Origin of the sequence: Raineyella fluvialis, from assembly GCF_009646095.1 — a bacterium.
GTDB classification, from domain to species: domain Bacteria; phylum Actinomycetota; class Actinomycetes; order Propionibacteriales; family Propionibacteriaceae; genus Raineyella; species Raineyella fluvialis.
This window is the reverse complement of sequence record NZ_CP045725.1, coordinates 1,690,549-1,716,414: the sequence shown is the minus strand read 5'-3', so window position 1 is coordinate 1,716,414 and position 25,866 is coordinate 1,690,549. Positions and strand designations below refer to the sequence as shown.

Sequence of the window (25,866 nt, the reverse complement as noted above, 5' to 3'; positions counted from 1 at the left end):
CGTGGACCAAACCAACCATTGGTACGGTCACGCGCACATTCTCGCCGAGTACGCCGGCCTGGATCCGGAGAGCCCTCCCCCGATCCGCGGCATCGTCCAGCACGGCTGGACGTTCGTCCACGGCTTCGGCTACCACAACACCGACTGGAGCATGGCCAAGTTCGCCTGGTCCGATGTCTGCCGGCGCCGCGGCGAGGCCATCGGCTGGCGCAATTACGTGGTGATCGGCGCGCCGTACCTCTATCTCATGGCGATGCTCGAGGATCCGCGGGAGGAGCGCGAGGGCACCATCTGGTATCCGTTCCACGGCACCCGTGACTACGAGTCGGTGCAGGGCAGCCACCAGGCGCTCATCGACGAGATCCGCGACACGGAGGAGGGGCCGGTGACGATGTGCCTGTACTTCGTCGAGTACGAGGATCCCCACATCCGTGGACTGTACGAGGACGCCGGCTTCCGGGTCATCACCCATGGGCACCGCGGGCGGATGTGGCAGGGCACCGACCGTTTCTTCCTCTTCCGTCAGTTGGGCGAGCTGCGCCGCCACCGGCGTGTCGCCTCCAACCGGCTGACCACCGCGGTGCTCTACGGCGTCGCGGCGGGCTGCGAGCCGGCCGTGTACGGGGACCCGATGGAGTTCGTCGGGGCGAAGGCCGGCTTCGACGGCACCGGGCTGCTCGAGGCGACCCACCCCGGACTCTTCGGTGCGCACCTCGACCTCGAACAGGCGCGAGCGATGACCCACCGCGAGCTCGGCGCCGATCACGTGATGTCCCCGAAGAACTGCGCTACGTGCTGGGATGGCAGGAACCATGGCTCGCATCGTCGAACTGACCTATCCCGACAACGTCACCCTCCTGCCCGGCGCCATGCAGAACTGGCGCGACCTGGCGGCGAGTGACGGGCCCCACGGCGGAGCGCTGACGGGGCCGGGCGCCGCCTCCCCGTTGCTGCACGGCATGGTCGACCGGCTGCTCACCGCCCTGCCCGAGGCGCCCCGCCGCTGCCTCGTCGCCGGTCCCCACGACCCTGCCCTGCTGGCCCGCGTCGCCGCCGCGGTCGGAGAGCTCACCGTCCTGGTCCGGGCCATCCCCGACGCGACCACGATCGGCACGGCACTGCCCGACGCCACGGTGCTCTGCGGCAGCCTCGCCGCGGCCCGCTCTCACGGCGGCACCCCACGCGAGGGCGCGTCGGCCCACGGACCGTACGATCTGGTCCTCGCCCTCGATGACGTGACCAGGCTGCACTCGCTGGAGGAGGAGCCACGCACCTGGCGGGCCCTCGCCGCGGACCTCGCGGCCTGCGTGGCCGAGGGCGGCACCCTGGCGCTGGGCATCGAGAACGACCTCGGGTTGCACCGGGTGAGCGCCCCGATCGCGGACGTCTCCCGCGACGACGACGGCAACTGGTCCCCGCTGATGACCTGGGACGCGACCCGTCCCCGGACGCCGCGACAGGTCGCGGACTTCGCCGCCACCGTACGGATCGCGCCGGCGGCGGCCGTCCACCAGGTCTTCCCGGACTGGCGCACCCCACACACGGCGGCGACCCGGCTCGACGAGGCACCGCGCGCCCTGCGCGACCTGCTCGCGGCCCTGGTCGGACGACCGGTCGGTGACCGGCCGCCGGCTCCCGGGCTGCTGGAGCGGCGTGCGGTGACGATGGCCGACCGGTGGCCCGATGTCTGCGCCGGGTGGGTGCTGGTCTGGAGCCCCGGGGTGGAGGCGGAGGAGCCCCCGCCCTGCTGCAGGCGCGCGCCGACGGTCGTACGGTCCGCTGGGTGCCCGGGGCCGACGGACGCGTCCAGGGGCCCTCCTGGATGCCCAGCCCGCGGAGGATCCCCTCCCCCGATCGCGGTGCCCGCGCTCGGCCGGACCCTGATGTTCGACTTGGCGGAGGCGACCACCGACTCCGACACCCCGCGGATCCGGCACCTGCTGGCCGGGTGGCGCGCCTGGCTGGAGGGCCGGGCTGTCGGCGGGGTGCTCCCCGCGCCGTACGCCGACGCACGCTTCGCCACCCTGATGGTGGGCGCCGACGAGGACTGCGTACCGATCCCCCTGGAGCCTGCCACCGCCCCGGCACCACTGCAGGAGGCCATCTGGACTGCGCTGGCCGACCTGCTGGCCACCTGGCGTGCCGCCGGCCTGCGGACGCCGTGGCCGAGTTCGATGCACCCGCACACCGTCTTCCGGGCCCTGACCGCGATGGCCGGGGTCCCCGCTCCCGCGGATGTCGACCGCTACTGGCCCGATCCGGCGCGCGGGACGGCGACAGCCCGTCCGATGACCCGTCAGGAGATGATGGCGGTGATCACTCGCCAACGCGAACAGTTGCGCGGCGCCTGGTCGCGGTTCCACTGGGACGAGCGGCAGTACCTGACGTACCGTCTCGAGAAGTTCGGGGGCCGCGTCGGCCGCCGGCTGCGACGCGAGGCCCGTGGCCTGATCCGGAGGAACGAGGCGCAGTGACCACCCCCACCGACCACTACCCAGCGGACACGATGCGGAAGGACCTTGCATGACGTCACCCCACACGACGGTGCCCGCCGGAGGTCCTGAGACCCCCGACACCGACGCCAGGGCCGTTCCGAACGGCCGTTTCGGCCAGCTCGTCGCGAGGCTCGGTCCCACAGTCCAGCGCCCGGGCACCATGGTCGGCTTCCTCGCCACCCTGGGGCTGGCGCTCAGCGCGCTGATGCCCAAGGAGAGTCGGGAGTACAACCTGCCGTTGATCTTCGGCTTCATCCGCGACTGGATGAACCGCGGCGTCGGCGTCGCGTTCATGGTCTCCGGAGGGATCCTGCTGGCCCTGGCCTGGATCCAGATCCGGCCCCGCCCGCACCATCCCGCCGACCGGCCACTGCGGCAGGCGCTGATCACCGCCTGCATCTGGTCGCTCCCCCTCGTCTTCTCGCTGCCCTTCGCCAGTCTGGACGGGTACGCCTACCTGGACCAGGGGTGGCAGCTGAGCCACGGCATGAGCCCCTACGTCACCGGTCTCAGCATCGGCGGCGGCCCCTTCGCGGACCACGTCTCCGCGGTCTGGGTAGGGACGACGACCATCTATCCCCCGCTGGGCCTGCGCTTCGCCCAACTGGCCGTGCTCATCGGCGGCTCCCACCCGTACTGGTCGCTGGTCGTGCTGCACCTCCTCGACCTGGCCGCCCTCATGACAGGCGCCTGGGCCACGAAGCGGCTCGCGGCCGGCATGGGCCGTGACGTGGGCAAGGCCCTCTGGTGGTACTTCAACCCGCTGATGATCCTCTCCGGCGTAGCGGGTCTCCACAACGAGCTCCTGATGACCGCGTTCATCATGCTGGGCCTGATGCTGGCGCGGACGAGGTTCGGACTGGTGACAGGCAGCATCGCCATCGGCTTCGCGGCGGCGGTGAAGCAACCGGCGGTGGTCGTCCTTCCGGCGCTCGTCGTGGCCACGCTACCCGCGTCGATCGCCCTGGGTCCCCGCGCACGGGCCTGGCTCGACATCGCCTGGCGCGCCCTCGTGTCGGCCGTCAGTGTCGCGGCGACCTTCGTCCTCATCACCTGGGCATCAGGACTGGGCTTCGGCTGGCTCTCGGCCCTGAGAGTGCCGGGGATGAGCTTCACCCTCTCGCCCACCGCGATCATCGCGCAGGTGGTCGGGTTCTTCTTCCGCCACGCGACGGGCACCAAGCTCCTCTCCGATACCGTCACCGGTCCCGTGGGCATGGTGGTGGCGCCGATCGTGGCCGTCTGGTTCATCGTCGAGATCGTCCGGCTCACGCCGCATCGCTGGCCGACCCTCGCATGGGTGGGCACGCTGGCGTTCGGGCTGGCCTCCCCCACCCTGTGGCCGTGGTACCTCATCCCCATTCCGGTGATGTTCGGCCTGGAGCGCCTGGACTACGACGACGTGCGGCGCCGGATCGCCTTCGTCCTGGGCATCTCCTTCGCCCAAGTGGTGATCGAGTACACCGGCTTCCAGAAGTACGGCACCCTCGCCGCCGCGCTCATCCTGGCCGCCTCGTGGCTGTACTTCTCCCGGCTGCACCCCGGCATCGCCCGCTCGCTGGCCGATCGCTCCCCCGGCCCCGCCCGGCTGGCAGATCCCGACCCCGGGGAGCTCCGCGCGCAGACGTAGGCCCCGCAACCGAGGGTCCGACCGGACACCTCGGGTCCATGACGGGATGTCCCGAGGAGCACGAATGAGCAGGTCGATCACGACCGGGCCGATCACGACCCGGCACAGGAGGGCGCGTCCACAGTGGCTGTGACCACACCGATGCGGGTTCCTCCCGTCCTCCCCGAAGAACCGGGAGCCGGCCGGCCCTTGACACCCGATGACCCGCGGGCACGACGGAGCGCGGGCGGCTCCGCGCACCGGCGACGGTGGGTCCTGGCGGGAACCCTCGCCACCGTGACCCTGGCCGTCAGCACGGTGCGTACAGCCGGGACCCAGGGCTACCACCTGCCCCTGGCCATCCGGCTCGTCCAGGAGTGGCTGGGCCGTGGCCTCGACATCGCCCTGATGCTGTCGGGTGGTCTCCTGCTGACGCTGGCCTGGATCCAGGCGCGCCCCCGTCGGGGGGAACCGGCGCACTCCGCCCTGCGACAGAGCCTGCTCACCGCGGTCGCCTGGAGCCTCCCGCTGGTCGTCGGGCTGCCATTCGGCAGCACCGACGCCCACGCCTACCTGGACCAGGGGTGGCAGCTGGCCCATGGAATGAACCCCTACCGGGTCGGCCTCGGCACCGACGGTGGCCCGCTCGCGGCGTACGTCGACCCCACCTGGGTCGGCACCACGACCGTGTATCCCCCGCTGTCCCTGCGCTGGTCCCAACTGGCGGTCTGGGTGGGGCAGGAGCACCCGTACGGGTCGATCGTCGCACTGCACGTGCTGGACCTGATCGTCCTGCTGATCGGTGGCTGGGCGCTGGCACGCCTCGCGGCTGACATCGGCCGTGACGTCCGTACGGCTCTCTGGTGGTATCTCAACCCGCTGACGATCCTCGCCGGCATAGCCGGTCTGCACCACGAGGTCCTGATGACCACGCTCGTCCTGGTGGGCCTGATGCTGGCGCGGACCCGCTATGGCCTGGTCACCGGCACCGCGGTGGTGGCGGTGGCCACGGCCGTGAAGCAGCCCGCGGTCCTCGTGCTGCCGGCCTTGGTCCTCGCCTCCGTCCCCGCCGTCGAGGCCGCGCGAGGCGGCGTCCGGCTGTGGGGCCGGATCGCCGCCCGCGCCGGGGTCGCCGCCGTGAGCCTCGTGGCGACGTTCCTCGCCATGACCGCCGCCGCGGGCCTGGGGAGCGGCTGGATCCACGCGCTGAGAGTCCCCGGGAGTGTCCTCAGCCTTTCCCCCACCGCGCTCCTTGGGGATGTGGCCGGCTTCCTGTCCCGTCTGCACGGCCATCCGCTCCCGGAAGGCGCGGCGAACGGACCGGTGGCCAGGGTCCTCGTCCCGGTGGTCGCGCTCGGACTCATCGTCATGATCGCCCGCCTCGCGCCGCACGGCTGGCCCACCCTGGCCTGGGTCGGGCCTCTCGCGTTCGCGCTCGCCTCCCCGACCCTCTGGCCGTGGTACCTCATCCCGATCCCGGTCATGTTCGGTCTCGAGCGGCTCAGCCCCGACGGCGTCCGTCGCCGGATCGCCTTCGTCGTCGCCGTGGCCTTCGTCCAGTTGGTGATCGAGGAGACGGACTTCCAGCTGTACGGCAGCCTTGCGATGGCGCTGGCCCTGGCGGCGGCCACGCTCCTCTACACCCGGCGCCATCCAGCCCTGGCCCGGTCGCTCGCCGCCGGACCCCAGGGCCCGGTCCGCTCGGTAGAGTGGGCGCGTCATCCGTCCGACCCCCAGGAAGCCGAGAGCATGAGCCGACTCAGCCGCGACCAGATCCGCACCATGATGGCCGAGGTGCTCGCGAACCAGGGCAAGACGCTGCCCGCCGATGACACCGCCGCCCTGGACGCGATCGGGTTCCGGTCCCTCGACTTCTCCGAGTTGGCCCTGTCGGTCGAGGACGAGTTGGGCACCGAGCTCAACTTCGACGCCCCGGGCCTGCGATCGATCACGACGGTCTCCGACGTCCTGGACTTCATCGAGCAGTTGCAGGACGCCTGATGGCCACCGGGGCCTCGCGGACGGTCGCCGGCGCCACGAACCGGATCGTCTCCCGCGGCTTCACCGGCAGCTGGGCGGACCTCGACGGCTATCCGCTGCCGCCGGCTGCCGCGGTCTTCGTCCACGACCACGCCGAGGCCGTCCGCGCCGTCTGGACCCACGCCACCACCGACCGGGAGACCCTGGTCGCCTCCCTGACCCGGGCCGACGACAGCCTGATCACCGACCTGGAGTCCGCCGGGCTCGCCATCGCCCGGGCCGAGGGCGCCGAGGTCGCGTTGCTGCCCGCCGCGGTCGAACGGGCCGCCCACTCCGGCCGGATCTGGCTGCTCACCTCGGGCTCCACCGGGCGGCCGAAGCGGGTCGCCCACACCCTCGACTCACTCACCACCGTCAAGGGCGACCAGCCCGCCCGCACCTGGCTGTGCCCCTACACCCCGGGGGCGTACGCGTGGTGGCAGCTGGTCACCCTGTCCCTCGCCCATCCCGGCAACGACCTCGTCTTCGTCGAGCCCGACCAGCTCGAGGACTGGCCGCAGTTGGCCCTCGAGCACGGCGTCACCGCCGTCTCCGGGACACCGACCTTCTGGCGCCAGGCTCTGGTCCGCGCCGGGGACACCATGGCGCGGCTGCCGCTGGAACAGATCACCCTCGGCGGTGAGCCGGTGGACCAGGCCGTCCTCGATCGGCTGCACACCGTCTACCCCGAGGCCCGGATCTCGTGGATCTACGCCTCCTCCGAGGCCGGCGCGGCGATCGCCGTCCACGACGGCCGGGCCGGGTTCCCGGTGGAATGGCTCGACCGTGACACCGAGAGCCGCCCCCGCCTCAGCGTCGTCGACGACGAACTCGTGATCCGTTCCCCGTTCCGGGCCGAGGGGATGGACCCCGATCTGCGTACCGGGGACCGGGTGGAGATCCGCGACGGCCGGGTGCTCATCATCGGCCGGCTGGCGTCGGACGAGATCAACGTCGGCGGGTCCAAGGCCTCCGCCGCCGTGGTACGTACCGTGCTCCTCGACCATCCGGCGGTCGCCTGGGCGGCGGTGAAGGGCCGCCGGGCCCCGATCGTCGGGCAGATGGTGACCGCGGAGGTCGTCCTCGCGCCCGGTGCCGACGCCTCGACCGAGGACCTGGCCACCTGGTGCGCCGCCCGGCTGCCCGAGTACGCCGTCCCGCGCCGGCTGAGGATCCTGCCCCAGATCCCGATCAAGGAGAGCCTGAAGTCCGATGTCTGAGCCCGTCAACGCCCCCGCCGATGCCCCCGGCCCTGAGGGCTCGGGCGCCTCTGAGGGATCCGCCGGTCCCGTCCCGCCGGCCGCCGTGGTCCTGGTCTCCGGAGGCTCCCGCGGCCTCGGCCTGGCCCTGGTGCGGATGGTGCTGGACTCCGGCGCCAAGGTCGCCGCGTTCGCCCGGACGATCACCCCGGAGCTGCAGGTGCTCGCCGACGCCTTCCCCGACCGTACGTACGTCGCGCCGGTCGACATCACCGACGTCGACGCGGTGACCGCCTTCGTCAAGCAGGCGACCGCGAAGCTGGGCAGGATCGACGGGCTGGTCAACAATGCCGCTGTCGGTCAGGACTCGATGCTGATGCAGACGTCGCCGGCCGACATCGCCCGGATCATCGGCACCGACCTCACCGCCCCGCTGGTGCTCACCCGGGCGGTGCTGCGCGGGATGATCCGCCGCAACGGCCGGGGGCGGATCGTGATGATCACCTCGGTGGGCGCACAGCGCGGCTATGCCGGTCTGGCCGCGTACGCCGCCGCCAAGGGCGGTCTCGACGCGGCGATGCGCACCCTGGCCCGGGAGATGCACGGCCGGGTCCTGGTGAACTCGGTGGCCCCCGGCTTCTTCGCCTCGGAGATGAGCTCGGTGCTCGGCTCGGAGCAACTGGGCGCCATCACCCGGCGTACGCCGTCCGGGCGGCTCGTCGAGCCGGACAACATCGTGCCGATCACCCGGATGCTGCTCTTCGACGACACCAACCTCAACGGTCAGGTGATCACCGTGGACGGCGGCAGCTCGATCTGATCCCCCTGGTCGCCCGCGCCGGTCCCGGCCTCATTCCCCGGGGCCGGGGCGATACGGCGACGTGTCCACCGAGGCCGGTGCAGTGGCGGCAGGCACCTGCGTGTCGGCGACGACGTACTGGCGGTAGAGCCACGCCGGCCGCCACATCGGCTCCGACGGCAGCGCGAAGCCCTGGTACGTGTCGTAGACGGCCGTCTTCAGGGCGAGGTCGTCGGCGCCGACGTTCTTCGGCTTGTCCTTGACCGGGTAGCCCTGGTAGCTGAGGATCCGGTGCTCGACGTCCGCCCGCCGACTGGCGTCCCGGGTCAGGTAGGCGGCGGCGTGGTGGTCGCCGTGGTCGCCGTCGCCGATCGGGTGGACGAAATCAGTGGTGCGGATCAGGGCGGGGCGGGCGTCGTCCATCAGGGCCACGAGTTCGTCCCGAAGCCCGGCCGCGGTGTACGTCGCGGAGCCGTCGACGGCTGTCATGTCAGGGATCCTGCCGTCGAGGAGCTTCGGCAGGCTCTGGTGGTGCTGCTGGTCGCTGCCCTCCCCGCCGGGCATCCCGTCAGGGAGGCGAAGGAAGACCAGGGAGACGGTCCGCCGCGGCACCAGGGTACGGACCAGCACCTGGTGGCCGGAGGCGGTGAAGGAGCTCGACTCCCAGGTGTCCGGGACCTTGGCAGCCTCGGCGTACGCGGCCTCCATCCCCCGCTCGCGGGCGCTCCAGTAGTCCTGCCCGTAGCCCGCGTCCCCGGCGGTGAGGAAGACCGTACGGATGCACCGCTCGCGCTGGATGCCGAGATCGTGGAGCAGGTCCGGGCTCATGAAGAACAGGTCGTCGTCCTGGTGCGCCACGACTTGCAGCGAGCCGCCGGTGCAGCCGCCCGCCGCGGAGGGTGTCGCCCGGGGCGCCGAGCCGAGGACCGAGCCGCAGGCGGTGAGGAGCAGCGTCAGGGCGCCGGCCACGAGCAGGGACCGTCGGCGCGTCGCCCGGGCCGGCGAGCGATCGGACGGAGCCGGCTGCCGGCGCTGGAGCATGGATCATCCTTCGGAATCGTGCGGGGGGAAGGGCCTGCGGCGGGCCCCGGCGGCCAGTATCGCATGCCCTGCGCGGAGCTCCGGAGGGCCGGACCGCGGTGGCCCGGGCCGGTGCTCAGCTCCGGTCGCGCCACCTGCTGACCGTACGGCGCCGGATGAGGCCGAGCGCCACGACGGCCGCCAGGCAGACGAGCGCCGCGGCGGTCGCCGGCGCGAGCACGGGCGTCGAGTAGCGGCAGGAGAGGCGGCTGGCTCCCTGCACGGGCAGGCTGAGCAGGCCCTCGCGGGGATGATCCGAGCAGGCTGCCCGTCGACGTCGCAGGACCAGCCGTCGACCGCGGTCGTCGACACGATCACGTCACCCGACACCGGGTGCGGCCAGGTCGCCTCGAGGTGGCGACCATGCACCAGCAGGCCGGGGGAATCGCGCTGTGCCGCGTCGACGAAGCCGGCCGCGCGGGCGGCGTCGAAGCAGGCGAACCGGTCCAGCGCCAGCGGCTGGGGCGCCCGGTTGTCGGCCACGTACGCCAGATCGAAGGCTCCCGTCGCGGGCAGTGCCACGGTGACCGGCGCCGGCCGCTCATCGGGGGCGGGCGTGTCGACGCGCTGGCCACCCGAGGTGGACCCCGAGGTCCGCAGTGTCACCGCACCGCCCGCCGGCCGCAGGTCGGCCTGGAGCACTCCTCCGGCGGGGCAGGTGCCGGCCAGCCGGGTCTGGTTGCCGGCGGGCACCACGGCGCCGTCCGTGGCCGGCCGGGTCGCCCACACCGGCGCCGTGTAGACCTGCTCGTCCCACAGTCCGTCGCGATGGGCGAACACCGAGGCGACCCCGGTGACCGACGGCCGCGCCGGGGGCGCGACGCGGACCAGCGGGAACGACCGGTAGGTGCTCACCCGGGACCGCCCCGGCTCGGGATGTTCCAGCCGGGCCGAGACGCCGAGCAGGGCGAAGAGGGGCGCGTCCTCGACGGTCGGGCCCATCAACCGGCCGTTGGCGAGTGAAGGGACGCCGAGGTCGGCGAACACCCGGGCCGACTGCGCGGTGAAGGTGGACGAGTAGTACCGCACGCCCGGCTCACCCAGCAGGCCGGACTGGTTGCCGTACCAGTACGCGGCGTCGTCCAGCCGGTAGGGCGGCCAGCCCTGGCCGCTCGCCCGGTGCTCCCGGACCAGCGCGAGGTCGCGGTCGGCGTCGGCGTACCAGCGTCCCATCGGCTGGCGCACCGAGGCCCGCAACTGCTCGACCACGACGGCGTTCAGCCCCAACTCCAGGACCAGGAGGGAGACCAGGATCGGGCCGACCACGCGCCGGGTGCCGGGCCGGATCGCCATCACGGCGACGCCGGCCACGGCCGCCAGCACCATCACCACGGTGAGCGGCGTGGACCAGGCGTGGTGCGGTCCGCGGTGGTGGATGAGCGTCAGCCAGCCGAGCACCGCCAGCACCGCGCCACCGCCGAGGACGGTGGCGAGCAGGCCGGGAGGTGGCCGCAGCAGGAACCGCCAGGCCAGCACCAGGAGGAAGCCGCTGACCACGAAGGCATTGCGGAAGAAGGACCCGTGCGGCTCGGTGAACCCGAACCAGACCAGCCGGGTGACGTCCCACGACATCGTGGCGAACATGACGACCAGGCCGAGGCCGAGGGTGAGCCGTTCCCGCAGGGGGATCCGTCGGTGGGCGAAGAAGGCCAGCGCGGCGATGAGCAGGAGGGTGCCGATCGCCAGGCCGGGGCTGAAGTCGAGGAGCTCGGTGAGGCTGAAGAGCTTCGAGAGGTAGCGCCACAGCGGCACGTTGCGGGGCCCGTACGTCATGTCGAGCGGCGGAGCCTGGGTCCCCGCCAGCACTCCGGGCAGCACCAGTGGCAGCGTCAGCCCGACGCCGAGCAAGCCGCGCACGGCGAGGCGCCCGAGCTGCTCGCCGAGTCGGCGCGGCGGCAGCCGGTCCACCAGGGCCATCACCAGGGTCAGGTAGACGGCGCCGATGGTGGCCATGATGGCGCTGTAGAAGTTCGACCAGTAGAGCAGGGCGATGAGCAGCACGCTGGGCACCGCGTGGCGGCCGGTCCGGCACCAGTGGCCGACCAGGGCGATCAGCGGGAAGGCCGCGACCCCCTCGAGCCACATCGGGTCGTACAGGCCCTCCTCGAGAATGAACCCGCTGGTGGCGTACGCGGTCCCGACGACGGCGGCGAGCACCGGGTGTCCGGCGCCGTGGGCGATCCGCAGGTACACCACCATCGACGCGGCCACCATCGCGACCTTGAGCAGGGTCACCACGACCATGCCGAGTTCGACCCGGGTCACCGGGAACAGGCCGATCAGCAGCGTCCACGGTCCGCCGAGGTAGACGGCATAGTCGGGCAGGAACGGCTGGCCCAGCCCGACGAACCAGTTGAACTGCGCATCGATGCCGGGATCGCCGTGCAGCAGCCGCTGGAACATGGCGTGGTAGGGGACGAACTGGGCGAAGTAGTCGTCGAACCCGCGGGGCAGGTCACCGAACGGGTACTCGCCGCGGACCACCGCCTGCACCACCATCACGGTGACGGACAGCAGCGCGGCGAGGGCGGCCGCTCCAGGGGTACCGGTGACAGCCTCCCGCCAACGGCGGCCGCGCGCAGCGCTCACCGGGAAGCGTACGGGTGTGCGCCCCTGGGGCATCTGGCCTCCTCCGGGCGCCGCGGCACCCTCGACTCTGCCGGTCGTCTCCCCCGGAGACGCCGCGCGCAGTCTAGCTGCGGTGTGCTTCACCATCCACGCTGCTTTACCATCCACCCCATGGCCATCCCCGCAGCGGCGCCGACCCCGGTCGCCTCCCACCCGCTGCCGGCCGACGTCTCCGTGCTGCTCGGGCCGGTCGCCGCGGGGGGTCGTCGCGACCGGGTCCTCGCCTCGCTGACCGCGGCGCTGGTGGCCGTCGTCGCCCAGGTCACCGGGATGTGGCTGGCGAGCGTGCACCCCTTCGGGAAGCGACCCTGGGCCGTCAACGACGCCTACAACCAACTGCTCCCTCAGAAGGCGTACGTCCGCGAGCTCCTGCTGCATCCGGGCGGCCCGAACTCGTTGCTCTTCAACTGGCACAGCGGCCTCGGCGTGCCCTATCTCGGCGACTTCGCCACGTACGCCGCCAGTCCGTTCAACCTGCTGCTGGTGTTCGTCCCGCGCGACCGGCTGACCCTCGGGGTGCAGGTCATCACGCTGGTCCAGATCGCCACCGCCGCGGCGGTGATGGCGCTGGTGCTGCTGTCGCTGCACCGGGCCGCTCCCTGGGGTGTGGCCGCCGCGCTGGGCGCCGCGTACGCCGGCTGCGGCTGGGTGACCGGCGACGCGATCGTGGTGCTGTCCTGGATGGACGGCCTGGTGGCCTTCCCGGTGCTGCTGTGGGCCGCCGTCCAGCTGATCCGCCGGCGCCGACTGATCCCGGCCGTGCTGCTCGTCGCGCTCTTCTGGATGGCGAACTACTACACCGCGGTGATGGCCACCCTCGGCGTCGGCCTGGTCGTGGTGGCTCTGCTTGTCGTCGACCGGCCGACCGTACGCGACGCCGCCGTCGCTCTCGGCCGCGTGATCGGGGGGTTCGCGCTGGGCATCGCGATGATCAGCTGGCTCGTGCTGCCGGTCCTCGACGCGGTCCGGTCCGCCGCTCCGGGCCCCGAGACGTCGCTCTACCAGGTCTCCTGGGCGACCACGCTGGCGCGGCTCTTCCCGGGCAACTGGTCGCTGGGGTCCGCGGGGCTGTTCGTCGGCCTCGGCGCCCTGATCCTCGTCGCCGCGGCCCCCTGGAACCGCCGGCTGCCCGTCCGCGCCCGGCTGACACTGGTGATCCTGCCGGTCGCGTCGGTGGTCAGCATGCAGATCCCGGCGACGCAGCTGGCCTGGCACAGCTTCGCGGTGCCCAACGGCAGCGCCTACCGGGAGGCCTTCGTCATCGCCGGCATTTTGGCGATCACCGCGTGGGTGGGCCTGGCCACGGGGCTCCCCGGCCGGTGGCCGCTGCTCGGTGGCGTGCTGACGGTGGCCGCCCTGGGCGCCGTGCTGTCCGGCGAGCTGTCGATCGTCACGCTGCTCTTCAGCGGCGCCGACCTGGTCCTGATCGCCTTGGTCTGCGCCGTTCCCGGCTCCCACGCGGAGACGTCCCCCGCGGCTGCGCGGCCCTCCCCCTCCCCGCGCCTACTGGCCCTGGTGATGGTGGGCACGGTCCTGATCGAAAGCACCTACACGGCGGGCGCGACCTACCGGGACAAGGCGAGGTTCCACGGCGCGCCGACCACTCTCAGCGCGAGCGTCTATGCGGCCCGGCTGGCCGAGGTGCCGCCGGTACCGGACGGCGAACGCACCCGGGCCCCCCGCAGCACCGACAACGACCCGCTGCTGCTCGGCTACAACGGCATCGACTACTACTCCAGCACCGTGCCGCGGGTCACCACCGACGCGCTGTCCGGCCTGGGCCTGCCGTACGGGCGGCGACGGATCAGCCTCGCCGGCGACGACCCCGCGGTGCCGGCGCTGCTGGGCATCCACGGCCGGGCCGATGACCGGGTCGCGGCGCTCGCCACCGTCCTGCCGAGCGGCCCGGTCGCCTCCGACCCGGCCGCCGCGGGCACCGTCTGGGCGACCCGCGACCTGCTCGCCGGCATCCGGCTCTACACCGTCCCGTCGCTGCGGTTCACCGACCCAAGCAACGGCCGCGTGGCGATCGATCAGGGCATCACCGCTGCGGGCCCGGCGACGGTCGAGCTCTCCGGGCGCTGCCCCGCGGGCAGCACCCTCCAGATGGTCACCCACCCCGATGATCGGCGCGCCCACGGGTCGATCAGCTGGCAGGACCGTACGGTCGGCTGGGGTGATCCCGTCGTGCACACGCTCGGCTCGGTGCCGGCCGACGGCGCTGTGACGCTGACGATCCGCGGCACCGGTCTGGACGTACGCCCCGGCGACGTCGGCTGCCTGGACCCGGCGGCCCTCGACCGGATGGTGACCACCTCCCGGAGCCAGGGCGCCGACGTACGTTTCGGCAAGGAGCGGGTCAGCGTCAGCTGGCCGGCACCGCAGACCGGCGACGCGGTGATCCTCACCACCGCCCTGCCCGGCTGGGCCTGCCGCACCGACGCGGGACCCGTCCCGGTCGCCGAGCGAGCGGGCATGCTCACCGTCCCGGTCCGGGGGCCACCCAGCTGACCTGCTCCTACCGCACCGCCGGCCTGCTGCCAGGTTCGGTCGTCGCGGCCGCTGCGCTCATCCTGACAGTCGCGCTGCAACTTTTCCGCAGACGCCGGAACCCTCGCGAGGGGCGACCGAGTTGACCACCCGAGTGACCCGGCGCGGCGCTACCACTCACCCAGTGGTGACCGAGCCGCTCGGGGGTGCTCTTCCTGCGCGTCATACTGGCTAGCGGACCGCGCCATCGCGGGCGGGGATGGTGGGTTCTCCCTCGAGTCGCGGGAGTAGATCCCAAACGGGAGCCAGGATCCACGAGCTCAGCATGGTCGAGTAGGATGTGTCCCATAGCGTGGTGTCACTTCCCGCGGTGTCCTTGTCGTTGCTGACGACGTAGGAGGGCCATCGTGGGAGACCTGATGTTTCCGCCAAGAAGCAAAGAAGTGATCCCACGATGACCCGCCACCAGTCTGCCCTGACAAGCCTGATCTCAGAAGTCCTCACCGATCCCGACCTGGCCCATTCGGACGTGTTCCGCCGGATGCTGCAGGCCGGGCTGCAGGACCTGATCGACGCCGAAGCGACCGTCAAGATCGGCGCCGGCCGCTACGAACGCACCCCGGCCCGGACCACGCGTCGCAACGGTACCCGCCCCAAGTCCCTCCAGACCCCGGCCGGGGAGGTCGACCTCGCGATCCCGAAACTGCGTGAGGGGTCGTTCTTCCCTGCCCTGCTGAACCCCCGCCGGCGGGTCGACAAGGCCCTCTACGCGGTGATCTGCCAGGCCTGGATCGAGGGCGTCTCCACCCGCAAGGTCGACCAGCTCGTCCGCGCCCTCGGCAACGACACCGGCATCTCCCGCTCCACGGTCTCGCGGATCTGCGCCGAGATCGACGAGACCGTCGGCGAGTTCCTGCACAGGCGCATCGACCACACCTGGTTTCCCTACCTGTTCCTCGACGCGACCTACCTCGACGTCCGCGTCCGGGGCCGGGTCGTCTCCCAGGCCCTCGTCGTCGCGACCGGTGTCAGTGGCGAGGGACGCCGCGAGATCCTCGGCATGGCCCTCGGCGACGCCGAGACCACCGACTTCTGGACCGAGTTCCTCCGTGGCCTGCGTGACCGCGGCCTGAAGGTCGCCACCGACACCGACCCGCTGGGTGTCGCGCTGGTCACCAGCGACGCCCACGCCGGCCTCAAAGCCGCGGTGAAGGCGATCCTGCCCGGAGCCGGCTGGCAGCGCTGCCGGGTCCACTTCGCCCGCAACGTCACCCAGAAACTCGGATCGGCCCGGTCCAAGCCGATCAACGCGCTGATCTCGACGATCTTCGCCCAGACCACCCCCGAGACCGTGATCGGCCAGTACCAGCAGGTCACCGACAGTCTGCGCTCCTCGTTCCCCGAGATCACCGGCATGCTCCAGGACGCCGAGGCAGACCTGACCGCGTTCGCGTCACTGCCCCGTGAGCACTGGCAGAAGGTCTGGTCGAACAACCCGATCGAGCGGCTGAACCGCGAGATCAAACGCCGCGCCGACGTCGTCCAGATCTTCCCCGACCGCGACTCCGTCACCCGCCTGATCGGCGCCGTCCTCCAGGAACAACACGAGGAATGGCAATACGGCGAACGCCGCTACTTCTCCGAGGTCTCCATGCGCAAACTCGCCCACATCCTCCACGACCACGCAGAACCCGCCCACCCCGAGCTCTTCCTGACTGCCTGACCAACACCCCACCCCAGGAGACAACACGGTTACACCACACAAAGGGACTTGACCGTCGAGTAGGCATCGAAGACCTGCTGAGGAAAGGACTGGTCATCCTCCTGCCCCAGGAGTTGAAACAGCCAGGAACCGACCAGGGCGCACCCAGGCGTGAGCCCGTTCACGTGCACTCGAATCTGCTCAAGAGCGCCGCGAAACTCCTCCTGCGAGCGTTCAAACCACTCCTGCAGCTGGTCCGGCTTGCCACATACGTCGCTCTCCCGATTGCCTGCAGTGCATCCTGGATTCGAGGATGGTCGACCGGGTGCCTATCGAGGAGCCAACTCATGATTTCAAAGTAGTCACGCCGGGCAGGCTCAGATGGTTCTGGGTGCCAAGCCCGTCCGCTGACTACTGCCCGTCAGAGCGGGGTCCAGGATCTGGCCTCGGGGTGCCATTGGTGACCAGCGGCGGTGCCGTCGAGGACTGGTGAGAGCAAAGTGTTGACCAGGGCGACGGCGGTGTCGTACCGCATGACGTCACCACACGCGGGGGTCTTCCTCGCTTGCTGGGGGTAGCGCGGTGCCCACTGCGGCGGTGGCGTGAAGGACGGTGGGCCCGGCAGTCCGCGGTGTGCCCATTCGCCCCTGACTGCTGGCCAGGAAGCGAGACATCACAAACTCGCGAATGGCGGCCGAGGGGTCCTTCCCGGTCTTCACCTTCAGTCCCTTGGCGCTGTCGCCGACGGCCTGCCACAGCTGTTGTGCAGTGTCGTACCCGCTGCTGGTCATCGCTGCTCCTGCTGGTCAGCCTGGTCCTGGTCATGTTCCTCGACGGTTGCCGCCGGCGGTGTGGGCCGAGTGGGCGCGGCCACCCGGCGCTGCCCGGCCGGCGCGAAGGCAGCGGCGCCTGGAGCAAGAACGGCCGCAGCCGCCTGCTGGACGTGCTCCCACACCGCCGGGGAGATCACCTCAGTCGGCAGGGGAATGGCGGAGGCTGGGAAAGCCTTCACAACCTCGGAGAGCTGGAGTATGAGCTCCTTCCCGAGTGCGACTCTTGCCGATTCGGTGATCTCCCGCAACAGGGTGGCCTGGGCCGACTCCCAGAGCACGCGCCCGGCCTCGGTCTTGGCGAGGTAATCGACTTGGTCGGCCAGTCCGAGCCCTGCCACTTCCAGCAGGTGATCCACGTACCCGGTCCCATCGGGCTCGCCGTGCGCCTTCGCAAGGGGATCGAGGTGGCCGGCCAGGACGTCACGATCGACCAAGCCGCGGCCAGTCGCTTGTCCGACGATCTGGGCGACGAGGTCGGGGTCCTGGCCGTCACGCAGCAGGTCGGCGACCGTACGCTCGACCGTGGTTGTGGGGAGGCCCTCGACGAGCTGCACCTCGTCGGCAGCGAGAGCGGCCCGATGGAGACGGATGTTCCGGCGCGTCTGTTTGCGGTACGGCAGACTGAATTCGGGTCGGTCGTCGAGCAGGTCGCCGAGACTGCGCAGCCCGGCGGCGGAGGTGTGGGAAACGACACCGGCCCTGGTGAGGTCGGCGAGGCGTTCCTCGGCCGTGCGGGTAGGGTCGAGGGTGAGCCAGGCCGCCCGGAGCGTGCGGTGAGGGTCGTCGGATCCGGCGACCGCATACACACCGCGGTCGACCTGCTCAAGAAAGCCTGCGGCGGCCAGACGGGACAGCTTCAGGCGAGTGACACCCACCTTCTCACCCTGGGCGGTCGTGAGCAGGCCCCATTGGCCCGCAGCGATGTTCACCGCCCGAGCAGTCACACCAGGACTTGACGCCATGCTGCAAGTGTATCAGTTATCGATACATATGAAGCTAGCTTCCGCACACCTTGGGGAGACCATATGTAATTGTGTCACATATAGATACAATCGCAGCACCCGATGGCACTGACACTCGTGCCCCCTCCGAGGCAGCGCGCCAAGCGGCCAGGCGGGCAGGCTTTCTGGATCGCTGTGGCGGACACCGGCACCGACGTCCTGCTGTCGTGGCTTAGCATCACGGCATGTCCAGCGCCGCGACAGATAGTCCCGGGACGGTCGCGTCGGTGCGCGTTCGTGCCGTGGCGTCGCCGTTCGCCGCGGACACTGTCGGCGTACGCCAGGCGCTGCTCCCCGCCGTGCTCGCGGCCGTCGCGGCGATGGCGGCCCACCTCACCGGCATGTGGCTGACCGGCGTCTTCCCGTTCGGGGATCGTCCGTGGGCGGTGAACGACGCCCACCACCAACTGCTCCCGCAGAAGGCCTACCTGCGGGACCTGTTGCTGCATCCCGGCGGTCCGGACTCGTTGCTCTTCAACTGGCACAGCGCGTTGGGTCTGCCGTACCTGGGCGACTTCGCGACCTACGCGGCCAGTCCCGGCAACCTCCTGCTGGTGCTCTTCCCGGAGGACCAGCTCACCCTCGCGGCGCAGACCATCGCCCTGCTGCAGATCGGCTCGGCCGCCGCGGCGATGACCTGGCTGCTGCTGTCGCTGCACCGATCGGCCCCTCGGGTGATCGCGGTGGCGCTGGGGGCCGCGTACGCCGGTAGCGGCTGGTTGACCGGGGACGGGATCGTCGTCCTCTCCTGGCTGGATGGCCTGGTGGCTTTCCCGGTGCTGCTGTGGGCGGCGGTTCAGCTGGTCAGGCGACGGCATTTCGCCTGGTCGGTACTGCTCGTCGCGCTGTTCTGGACGGCGAACTACTACACGGCCGTGATGGCCACCCTGGGCACCGGCCTGGTGCTGCTGGCCCTGCTCGCGGTGGACCGGGCGGGTCTACGGGAGTCGGCCCTCGCCCTGACGCGGGTGATCCTCGGGTTCGCGCTGGGGATCGCCATGGTCGCCTGGCTGGTCCTGCCGGTGCTCGACGAGGTCCGGTCAGCCGCACGCGTACCCGCGACCCACCTCTACCAGGTGACCTGGTGGGAGGCCCTGGCCCAACTGTTCCCCGGCAAGGTCTACTCGGGCTCACCCGGGCTCTTCATCGGCCTCGGCACCCTCGTCCTGGTGGCGGCCGCCCCATGGAACCGGCGACTGGCCGCCCGCGTCCGGATCATCCTGGTGGTGCTGCCGGTGGCCGCCGTGGTGAGTGTGCAGCTCCCCGCCACCCAGCTCCTCTGGCACAGCTTCGCCGCCCCGAACGGCAGCGACTACCGGGAGGCCTTCGTCATCGCCGGGATCCTGGCGATCAGCGCGTGGCTCGGACTCGGCGCCGGGCTCCCCGAGCGGTGGCCGGCGCTCGGCGGGGTGGCCGTCGTCGCGGCGCTGGCCGCCCTCGTCGCCGGCCAACGCCTGCTGCCGGTGGCCACCCTCGCCCTCACCGCCGTCAGCCTGGTCCTGCTGGCCGCCACCGCCGCCGGACGGCCGCGATGGCTCCCGGTGCTGATGATCGTCACGATCCTGGGCGAGAGCGGGTTCACGGCCGCCGCCCTCTACCGCGAGAACGCCAAGATCCACGGCGGCCCGAACACGGTCAGCGCCGGTGCGCTCGACGTCCGCCACGGGCTGGTGCCGATCGTCCCGCGCGGTGAGCGGGCCCGGGTCCCCTCGCACGGCTCGGACAATGACCCGCTCCTGCTCGGCTATGACGGGGTCGACTACTACTCCAGCACGCTGCCGCAGACCACTGCCGACGCGCTGTCGGCGCTGGGCCTGCGCTACTACCGGCGGCGCGTCGCGCTGGCGGACGACGACCCCGCAGCCGGGGCGCTCCTGGGCGTCCACTCCCGTACGGGTGACCGGGTCAACGCCCCGGTCACCGTCCTCCCGGCGGTCACGGCGGCGGACGGGGTGCCCCCGGGCACAGTGTGGGCCACCCGGGACCGGCTCGCCGGCCTCCCGCTCTACTCCGCTCCTGCTCTGCGGCTCACCGAACGGGCCACCGGAAGGGTGACCCAGGACGGCCCGCTGGTCACGCACGGGCCGGCCGAGGTGGACGTCGCCGCGGACTGCCGGCCGGGCAGCATCCTCCAGGTCGTCACCCCCGCGTACGCACCCGAGCGGCGTGGGTCGATCACCTGGCAGGGCCGCACCTCCTCCTGGGACGTCCCCCAGGTGCACACCCTCGGCCCCGTCCCCGCGGACGGACATGTCGCCTTCACCCTGCGCGGCGACGGCCTGAGGGTCCGTCCCGGCGATGTCGGCTGCCTGGATCCGCAGGCGCTCGACCGGATGGTGACCACCTCGCGGGGCCAGGGCGCCGACGTACATTTCGGCCAGGAGCAGGTCAGCATCGCCTGGCCGGCACCGCAGACCGGCGATGCGGTCATCCTCACGACCGCCCTGCCCGGCTGGGCCTGCCGCACCGACGACGGCCCCGTCGCGGTCACCGCCCGGGCGGGCATGCTCACCGTCCCGGTCCGGGATGCCAGCCGACTGACCTGCTCCTACCACCCCAGGGGCCTGCTGCCGGGGCTCGTCATCACCGCGGTGGCGGTGGCCCTCACCGTCGTTGTGCAGGTGCTCCGGATCCGTCGCGGTCACCGCGTCCCACCAGCAGGAGCTTCGCCAACAGGTAGCTGAACGGGACGGCCATCAGGCCGGCGATCAGCGGGGCGAGCTCCTTGCTGACCTTGAGCACCTCGATCAGCAGCACCACTCCGAAGGTGGTGAAGATGACGTTGGGCAGGCTGGACAGCGGGTAGACGAGCAGCTTCAGCCAGGTCGGCCGCACCCGGTAGGTGAACCAGCAGTTCAGCAGGTAGGAGCCGATCACCGACACGGTCCAGCCGATCAGGTGCGCCGCCACGTACGGCATGAAGCGGTAGAGCAGCAGGTAGACGCCGTAGTACACGCCGGTGTTGACGACGCCGACGAGGGAGAACTTCACCAGCGGCCACAGCCGTGTCGTCCAGGTCCGCAGGAACCCCACGTCAGCCCTGCCCGGCCGGACCGGGGACGCCGGAGGCGGGCGGCAGGTCCTGGGCCGAGTCGATCCGCAGCAGGTAGGCGGGGCGGCGCTTGACCTCGGAGTAGATCCGGCCGACGTACTCCCCGATCACCCCCAGGACGATCAACTGCATGCCACTGAGGGCCACCAGCGCGGCGATCGTCGTCACGTAGCCCGGGGCCTGCACGCCGAACACGGCCACGCCGATGATCAGCCAGACCACGTACGCCAGCATCAGGCCGACCATCCACAGCCCGATCCAGATCGCCACCCGCAGCGGCTTGGTGTTGAACGACAGGATGCCGTCGAGCGCGTACTCGAACAGCTTGTGCATCGTCCAACTGCTCTGGCCGGCGTCGCGCTGCACGTTCTCGTACTCGATCATCGCGCTCGGGAACCCGATCCAGCTGAACAGGCCCTTGGAGAAGCGGTTCGTCTCTCGCATGGCGATCAGCGCGTCGACGGCCCGGCGGCTGAGCAAGCGGAAGTCGCCCGACCCGTCGTTGAGCGGGACGTCGATCAAGGTGTTGAAGACCCGGTAGAACGCCCGCGACAGCGCCGTACGCAGCTTGGGGTCGTCCTTGCGGTCGCGGCGGGCGATCACCTGGTCGAAGCCGTCGAGATGACGACTCACCAGGGCCGGGATCATCTCGACAGGGTGCTGCAGATCGCCGTCCATGATGACGACGGCGTCCCCGCGGGCATGTTCGAGGCCGGCGAGCATCGCCGCCTCCTTGCCGAAATTCCGGGAGAGGGACAGGAACTGCACGAACGGGTCCCGCCTGGCCAGCCCCAGGGCGATCTCCTCGGTGCGGTCGGCGCTGCCGTCGTTGACCAACACGATCTGCCAGCTGTCGGCCACCTCGGGGAGCGTCGCCGACAGCCGGCGATGCAGCTCCTCGAGATTGGCCTCCTCGTTGTAGCAGGGGACGACCACGCTCAGCGAGCGGCACCGCCGCGCAGGTGTGGCCGGAGGATAAACCATGGCGGCACTATAACGTGGCTGCCACCGCCGGGCGTCCGCTGCCAATTCGGCTTGGCGCCTAGCCCCTGCGGAGCGCAGTCGAGGGCGGGTCGGACGCCTGTCCACGACCCGCCCTCGACGAGCGTGACCTGGCTAGGTGCGGGGCGCGACGCAGGCGTTACCGAAGTGGGCTCCGGCCAGCGCCTGGGGCGCGATGTCGAGACCGAAGACGTCGTGGACAGCGGCCGAGGCCTCGGGGCTGAGGTCCAGGTCGGCTGTTACTGCGCAGCCGGCCACGTTGGTGTGGACGTTGTCGAGGTGAAACAGGGGGATGCGGCCCACCTCAGTGCCGTTGACGGCGGCTTCAGCCGTCAGCCGTCCGGTGTTCTCGTTGATGGAGTAGTTCGTCAGGGTCAGCACCGTCCCACCCTTGGTCAGGCTCAGGCCGCCCGTGTGCTTGACGATGCCGCCCTTCATGTTTCCCACAATCGGGAACGCGGCCTGCAGGGGGCTGCCGCCCAGCACGCCGGGGGCGACCGCAGCCGGGGTGAGACCCAGCCCCACGACGGCCCCCACCGTGCCGGTGTCGAGCGTGACGCGGGTGACACCGCGAGCAGCCCCGTGGGGGGCGATGTTCGAGGCCTGAGCCTGGCCGACGGTGGCGGTCAGGGCGAGTGCGGAGGCGGCGGCGACCAGCGCCAACCGGAACATGGACGTGCGCATGGGGTGGTACTCCCTTCTTGGTGCGATCCCCTGGTGAAGGGATGGCAGGTGGCCGCCAAGGGGGCGCCCCCGTCGGCGAGATAAGGGGAGCCTACCTTGGACAAACCTTGTACGCAATGGGTCGCCGTGCGTCGGATGTGTCGCCCACGTTCGGCCCCGCGGCCGGCTCGTGCCCGGCCCGCTCCCCCAGCGTCGGCTCCTGCCCGGCCGGGCGCACCGGGCGGACCAGGATCGTGCGGGCGATCAGGTAGCCGACCGGGACGGCGAGCACGGTGGCGACCAGGGGCGCGACCCGCTGGTCCCAGCCGAGCACCTCGACCATCAGCACCACGCCGGCCGATGACAGCACGATGTTGGGCAGGCTCGAGAGCGGGAAGAGCACCAGGCCACGCCAGGTCGGCGCCACCCGGTAGGTGAACCGGCAGTTCAGCAGGAACGAGACGCCGACCCCGACCAGCCAGCCGAGCACGTACGCGGCGAGGTAGGGCACCACGAGTCGCAGTCCCAGGTAGACGGCGTACGACACCACGGTGTTCACCAGCCCGACCAGGCAGAACGTCAGCAGCGGTCGGATGCGGGCGATGGGGCCCCGGATGCTCATCGCCCACGCCCCCGGACGGCTGCCCCGCACGCTCATCGATCGGCGGTCTCGGAGCGGATCGGCGCCGCGTCGAAGCCCGGCGGGGTGACCTCGAACCCGGTCGGGGCGATCGCGCGGGTCGGCACGCCGTACTGGGCCCGCACGCCGTACAGCGGCCGGCCCTTGGCCTCGGTGTAGATCCGGCCGACGTACGACCCGATGATGCCGGTCATCAGGGTCTGGACGCCGCCGACGAAGAGCACCGCGATGATGGTGAACGTCCACCCGGAGACTACGGCATCGGGGTAGACGATCCGGCGGACGAGGGCGTAGACGATGCCGACCAGGGCGAGGATCGCCATCGAGGTGCCGATCCGGGAGATGAGCTGCAGAGGCTTGCTGGAGAAGCCCATGATGCCGTCCGCGGCGAACCGGATCATCGTCCGCAGCGGGTAGCCGGTGGTCCCGGCGTGGCGCTCGTGCCGGTCGAAGAGGACCGCCTTCTGGCGGTAGCCGATCTCGGCGACCATGCCGCGCAGGAACCTGTCGTGCTCGCCGTAGCGGCGCAACTGGCCCGCCACCTTCGCGTCGATCAGCCGGAAGTCTCCGGTGTCGCGAGGGATGTCGATCTCCGACAGCCCGGCGAGGAGGCGGTAGTACAGCGCGGCGGTGATCCGCTTGAACGCGGTGTCGCGCCGGCTGCGGCGCTGGGCGTAGACGACGTCCCAGCCGTTCTCCCACTCCCGGACCAGCTCGGCGCTGACCTCGGGCGGGTCCTGCAGGTCGGCGTCCATGATGACCACGGCGTCGCCGACCGCGGCGTCGATGCCCGCGGTGACCGCGATCTGGTGGCCGTAGTTGCGGGCGAAGTCGATCACCCGGACTCGGGCGTCGTGCGCGGCGATGGCCAGCAGGATGTCGAGGGAGGCGTCAGTGCTGCCGTCGTTGACGAAGACGAACTCGACCCGGTGCCCCAGGTCACGGACGACCTGCTGCATCTCCCGGTAGAGGACGCCGATGTTGCCCTCTTCGTTGTAGATCGGGAACACGTACGAGACCAGGGCGTCCGGGGCCCTGCGCTGCTGGTCGACTGCGCTCTGGTCCATCTGCGTCACCTTTTCCCTGCCTCGTCTGCGGACATGTGTCCAGACTCGGCCCGGTTCTTGTGACGGCTACGTGCCGTGGGTGAGTGGTTCCTGTTGCTCTGCACAGGAACGGGAGAGGCCCAGCGCGGGCACTCAGGAGTGCGTGATCGCCGCCCAGAGGGATCGCGCCAGGTCCGGGGCCATCTTGAGGTTCGACAGCAGCGGCACCGGGTTGACGTCGGCGCGGCTCCACGGGTTCCACGCCCCGATCACGGCGATCGGCACCGAGACGGCGAGGAACGCGCCGAGGACGACCCAGCGCCAGGCGCCCTTGCCCTCCAGCAGCGGGTAGAGGAAGAACATCCACAACGGCAGCATCGTCACGAACCAGCGGATGCTGTACGCGTCGCCGCCGTAGTTGTTCGACGCGAGGCAGTAGTAGCCGACGATGACCACCGACATCAGGAAGATCACCAGCGCCTCGGAGGCGAACCGGCGGCGGCGGACGAACTCGCGGACCATCAGCGGCAGCGCCAGCAGGCTCAGCGGGTTGTAGACGAGGAACCCTCGCATCCCGACCAGCATGCCCGTGGTGTAGCGGCCGAGGAAGGACCCACTGTTCACCCCGGTGCCGGTGAGGTGCTCGGCGTTCCAGGGCGATCCAGGGAAGTCGAAGTAGCGCGGGACGATCTGCACCGGGACGAGGCTGCCGGAGATCGCGTAGTTGACCGCCAGGGCGGGCGCGACGGCGATGAGCAGGGCGACGACGTACGCCCAGGTGCCGCGACGCAGCCGCCGGTCGAGCAGGACGTAGAGGCCGAACGCCGCGGGAAAGGCCATCGTCGGCACGTCCGAGCTGCCGGCCAGCCCGAAGAACAGCCCGCTCAGGAAGAGGTTGGGCAGCACCCGCCCCTTGTTCCGAGCCCGGAGCAGGAACCAGAAGGCGATCGCCACCCAGGAGGCGGCCAGCGAGTGGTTGTTGAACGTCGCCGACCAGGACAGCACCAGGGTGCCGATGCCGAGCGCCACCGTCAGCCACAGCCGACGGACCCGGTCGAGCCGGGTGAAGGCCAGCGACCCGTAGAAGGCGACCAGACCGAGCAGCCAGAACAGTTTCACCGTGAAGAGGGTGACCAGGTAGTAGGCGAGGTTCCAGTCCGGCGCGAGCCGGATCCCGAGATGCCAGATCGGCCAGTAGACCGCGGCCCCGAGCAACTGTGGCGTCGCGAGCTTGTCGGAGTAGAAGTGACCGCCGATGAACACCTTGTCGTTCACGGAGGCGAAGCTGGTGGGCTCGATCGACAGGGTGTGGTGCTGCACCAGGGCCTGGATGGTGGCCATCCGGGTGCCGTCGTTCCAGCCCATCACCTTCGGCACGATCGTCAGGGCGCCGATGACGGCGAGCCCGAGGAACACGCCGAGGACCGACCACCGCCCCTGCCGAGTGGACGCCCGATCGCCGGTCATGTCGTCACTTCCTGTCCGCTCGAGTCGTTGCGGCCCCGTCCCAGGTCCGGGCGCGGTCCGTCTGCCGTCACCGCCGTGCCTCCGAAACCCTAACCGGCGACCGGGCGCGGCGGCGAACGCAGGGCTCGTTGGTCGCGAGGC

The 25,866-nt window shown here is 71.1% G+C and carries 19 protein-coding genes; 9 read left to right on the top strand and 10 right to left on the bottom strand.

The features are described 5' to 3' along the window. The first annotated feature begins 1 nt into the window (after window position 1). The 6 genes from Rai3103_RS07840 to Rai3103_RS07815 all read left to right on the top strand — a co-directional run bounded on the left by Rai3103_RS07840 (window position 2) and on the right by Rai3103_RS07815 (window position 8,142). The gene (locus Rai3103_RS07840; RefSeq protein WP_194793328.1) at window positions 2–901 is read left to right on the top strand and encodes a hypothetical protein; all 900 of its coding nucleotides are present in this window, start codon (window positions 2–4) and stop codon (window positions 899–901) included. Beyond that, window positions 813–2,474: a hypothetical protein gene (locus tag Rai3103_RS07835; RefSeq protein WP_153572124.1), complete on the top strand. Its 1,662-nt coding sequence runs from the start codon at window positions 813–815 to the stop codon at window positions 2,472–2,474. Before Rai3103_RS07840 ends, Rai3103_RS07835 begins: the two co-directional genes overlap by 89 nt. Before the next feature lie 49 nt (window positions 2,475–2,523). Further along, the gene (mptB, locus tag Rai3103_RS07830) at window positions 2,524–4,125 is read left to right on the top strand and encodes a polyprenol phosphomannose-dependent alpha 1,6 mannosyltransferase MptB (RefSeq protein ID WP_153572123.1); all 1,602 of its coding nucleotides are present in this window, start codon (window positions 2,524–2,526) and stop codon (window positions 4,123–4,125) included. 141 nt (window positions 4,126–4,266) lie between these two features. After that, window positions 4,267–6,105, top strand: a complete 1,839-nt coding sequence (gene mptB, locus Rai3103_RS07825; protein WP_479685350.1) for a polyprenol phosphomannose-dependent alpha 1,6 mannosyltransferase MptB — start codon at window positions 4,267–4,269, stop codon at window positions 6,103–6,105. Beyond that, on the top strand, window positions 6,105–7,343 hold the full coding sequence (locus Rai3103_RS07820; protein ID WP_153572121.1) for an ANL family adenylate-forming protein: 1,239 nt from the start codon (window positions 6,105–6,107) through the stop codon (window positions 7,341–7,343). The genes mptB (Rai3103_RS07825) and Rai3103_RS07820 overlap by 1 nt, the downstream gene beginning before the upstream one ends. Continuing rightward, entirely contained in the window at window positions 7,336–8,142 is an 807-nt protein-coding gene (locus Rai3103_RS07815; RefSeq protein WP_153572120.1) for an SDR family NAD(P)-dependent oxidoreductase, read from the top strand. The genes Rai3103_RS07820 and Rai3103_RS07815 overlap by 8 nt, the downstream gene beginning before the upstream one ends. Before the next feature lie 30 nt (window positions 8,143–8,172). Here the strand turns inward: Rai3103_RS07815 and Rai3103_RS07810 are convergent, their stop codons facing one another. Further along, the gene (locus Rai3103_RS07810; protein WP_153572119.1) at window positions 8,173–9,162 is read right to left on the bottom strand and encodes a PIG-L family deacetylase; all 990 of its coding nucleotides are present in this window, start codon (window positions 9,160–9,162) and stop codon (window positions 8,173–8,175) included. Window positions 9,163–9,165: 3 nt separating this feature from the next. Beyond that, window positions 9,166–11,823, bottom strand: a complete 2,658-nt coding sequence (locus Rai3103_RS07805) for a YfhO family protein (RefSeq protein WP_194793327.1) — start codon at window positions 11,821–11,823, stop codon at window positions 9,166–9,168. 117 nt (window positions 11,824–11,940) lie between these two features. Here Rai3103_RS07805 and Rai3103_RS07800 point away from each other — a divergent pair, with 117 nt between their 5' ends. After that, a complete protein-coding gene (locus tag Rai3103_RS07800; protein WP_153572117.1) occupies window positions 11,941–14,340 on the top strand; it encodes a YfhO family protein in 2,400 nt (799 codons plus the stop codon). Between the two features lie 433 nt (window positions 14,341–14,773). Next, entirely contained in the window at window positions 14,774–16,042 is a 1,269-nt protein-coding gene (locus Rai3103_RS07795; protein WP_153572116.1) for an IS256 family transposase, read from the top strand. A gap of 518 nt (window positions 16,043–16,560) precedes the next feature. Here the strand turns inward: Rai3103_RS07795 and Rai3103_RS07790 are convergent. Both Rai3103_RS07790 and Rai3103_RS07785 read right to left on the bottom strand, forming a co-directional pair. Then, window positions 16,561–16,812 (bottom strand): hypothetical protein, encoded by a 252-nt coding sequence (locus Rai3103_RS07790; protein WP_153572115.1) that lies wholly within the window; start codon window positions 16,810–16,812, stop codon window positions 16,561–16,563. Beyond that, the gene (locus tag Rai3103_RS07785; RefSeq protein WP_153572114.1) at window positions 16,809–17,816 is read right to left on the bottom strand and encodes a type IV toxin-antitoxin system AbiEi family antitoxin domain-containing protein; all 1,008 of its coding nucleotides are present in this window, start codon (window positions 17,814–17,816) and stop codon (window positions 16,809–16,811) included. Before Rai3103_RS07785 ends, Rai3103_RS07790 begins: the two co-directional genes overlap by 4 nt. Window positions 17,817–18,040: 224 nt before the next feature. Between Rai3103_RS07785 and Rai3103_RS07780 the strand changes: the two genes are divergently transcribed. Continuing rightward, complete coding sequence (locus tag Rai3103_RS07780; protein ID WP_153572113.1) at window positions 18,041–20,539, top strand: YfhO family protein; 2,499 nt, start codon at window positions 18,041–18,043, stop codon at window positions 20,537–20,539. Here the strand turns inward: Rai3103_RS07780 and Rai3103_RS07775 are convergent. The 6 genes from Rai3103_RS07775 to Rai3103_RS07750 all read right to left on the bottom strand — a co-directional run bounded on the left by Rai3103_RS07775 (window position 20,460) and on the right by Rai3103_RS07750 (window position 25,725). Beyond that, window positions 20,460–20,888 (bottom strand): GtrA family protein, encoded by a 429-nt coding sequence (locus tag Rai3103_RS07775; protein ID WP_153572112.1) that lies wholly within the window; start codon window positions 20,886–20,888, stop codon window positions 20,460–20,462. The two genes, Rai3103_RS07780 and Rai3103_RS07775, sit on opposite strands and share 80 nt — an antisense overlap. 1 nt (window position 20,889) lies before the next feature. Then, window positions 20,890–21,891, bottom strand: a complete 1,002-nt coding sequence (locus Rai3103_RS07770) for a glycosyltransferase family 2 protein (RefSeq protein WP_153572111.1) — start codon at window positions 21,889–21,891, stop codon at window positions 20,890–20,892. Window positions 21,892–22,023: 132 nt separating this feature from the next. After that, on the bottom strand, window positions 22,024–22,593 hold the full coding sequence (locus Rai3103_RS07765) for a hypothetical protein (protein ID WP_153572110.1): 570 nt from the start codon (window positions 22,591–22,593) through the stop codon (window positions 22,024–22,026). A 91-nt stretch (window positions 22,594–22,684) separates the two neighbouring features. Next, a complete protein-coding gene (locus tag Rai3103_RS07760) occupies window positions 22,685–23,194 on the bottom strand; it encodes a GtrA family protein (RefSeq protein WP_153572109.1) in 510 nt (169 codons plus the stop codon). Between the two features lie 32 nt (window positions 23,195–23,226). Continuing rightward, complete coding sequence (locus tag Rai3103_RS07755) at window positions 23,227–24,279, bottom strand: glycosyltransferase family 2 protein (protein ID WP_153572108.1); 1,053 nt, start codon at window positions 24,277–24,279, stop codon at window positions 23,227–23,229. Window positions 24,280–24,411: 132 nt separating this feature from the next. Continuing rightward, complete coding sequence (locus Rai3103_RS07750) at window positions 24,412–25,725, bottom strand: hypothetical protein (RefSeq protein WP_194793326.1); 1,314 nt, start codon at window positions 25,723–25,725, stop codon at window positions 24,412–24,414. Between the last annotated feature and the right edge of the window lie 141 nt (window positions 25,726–25,866).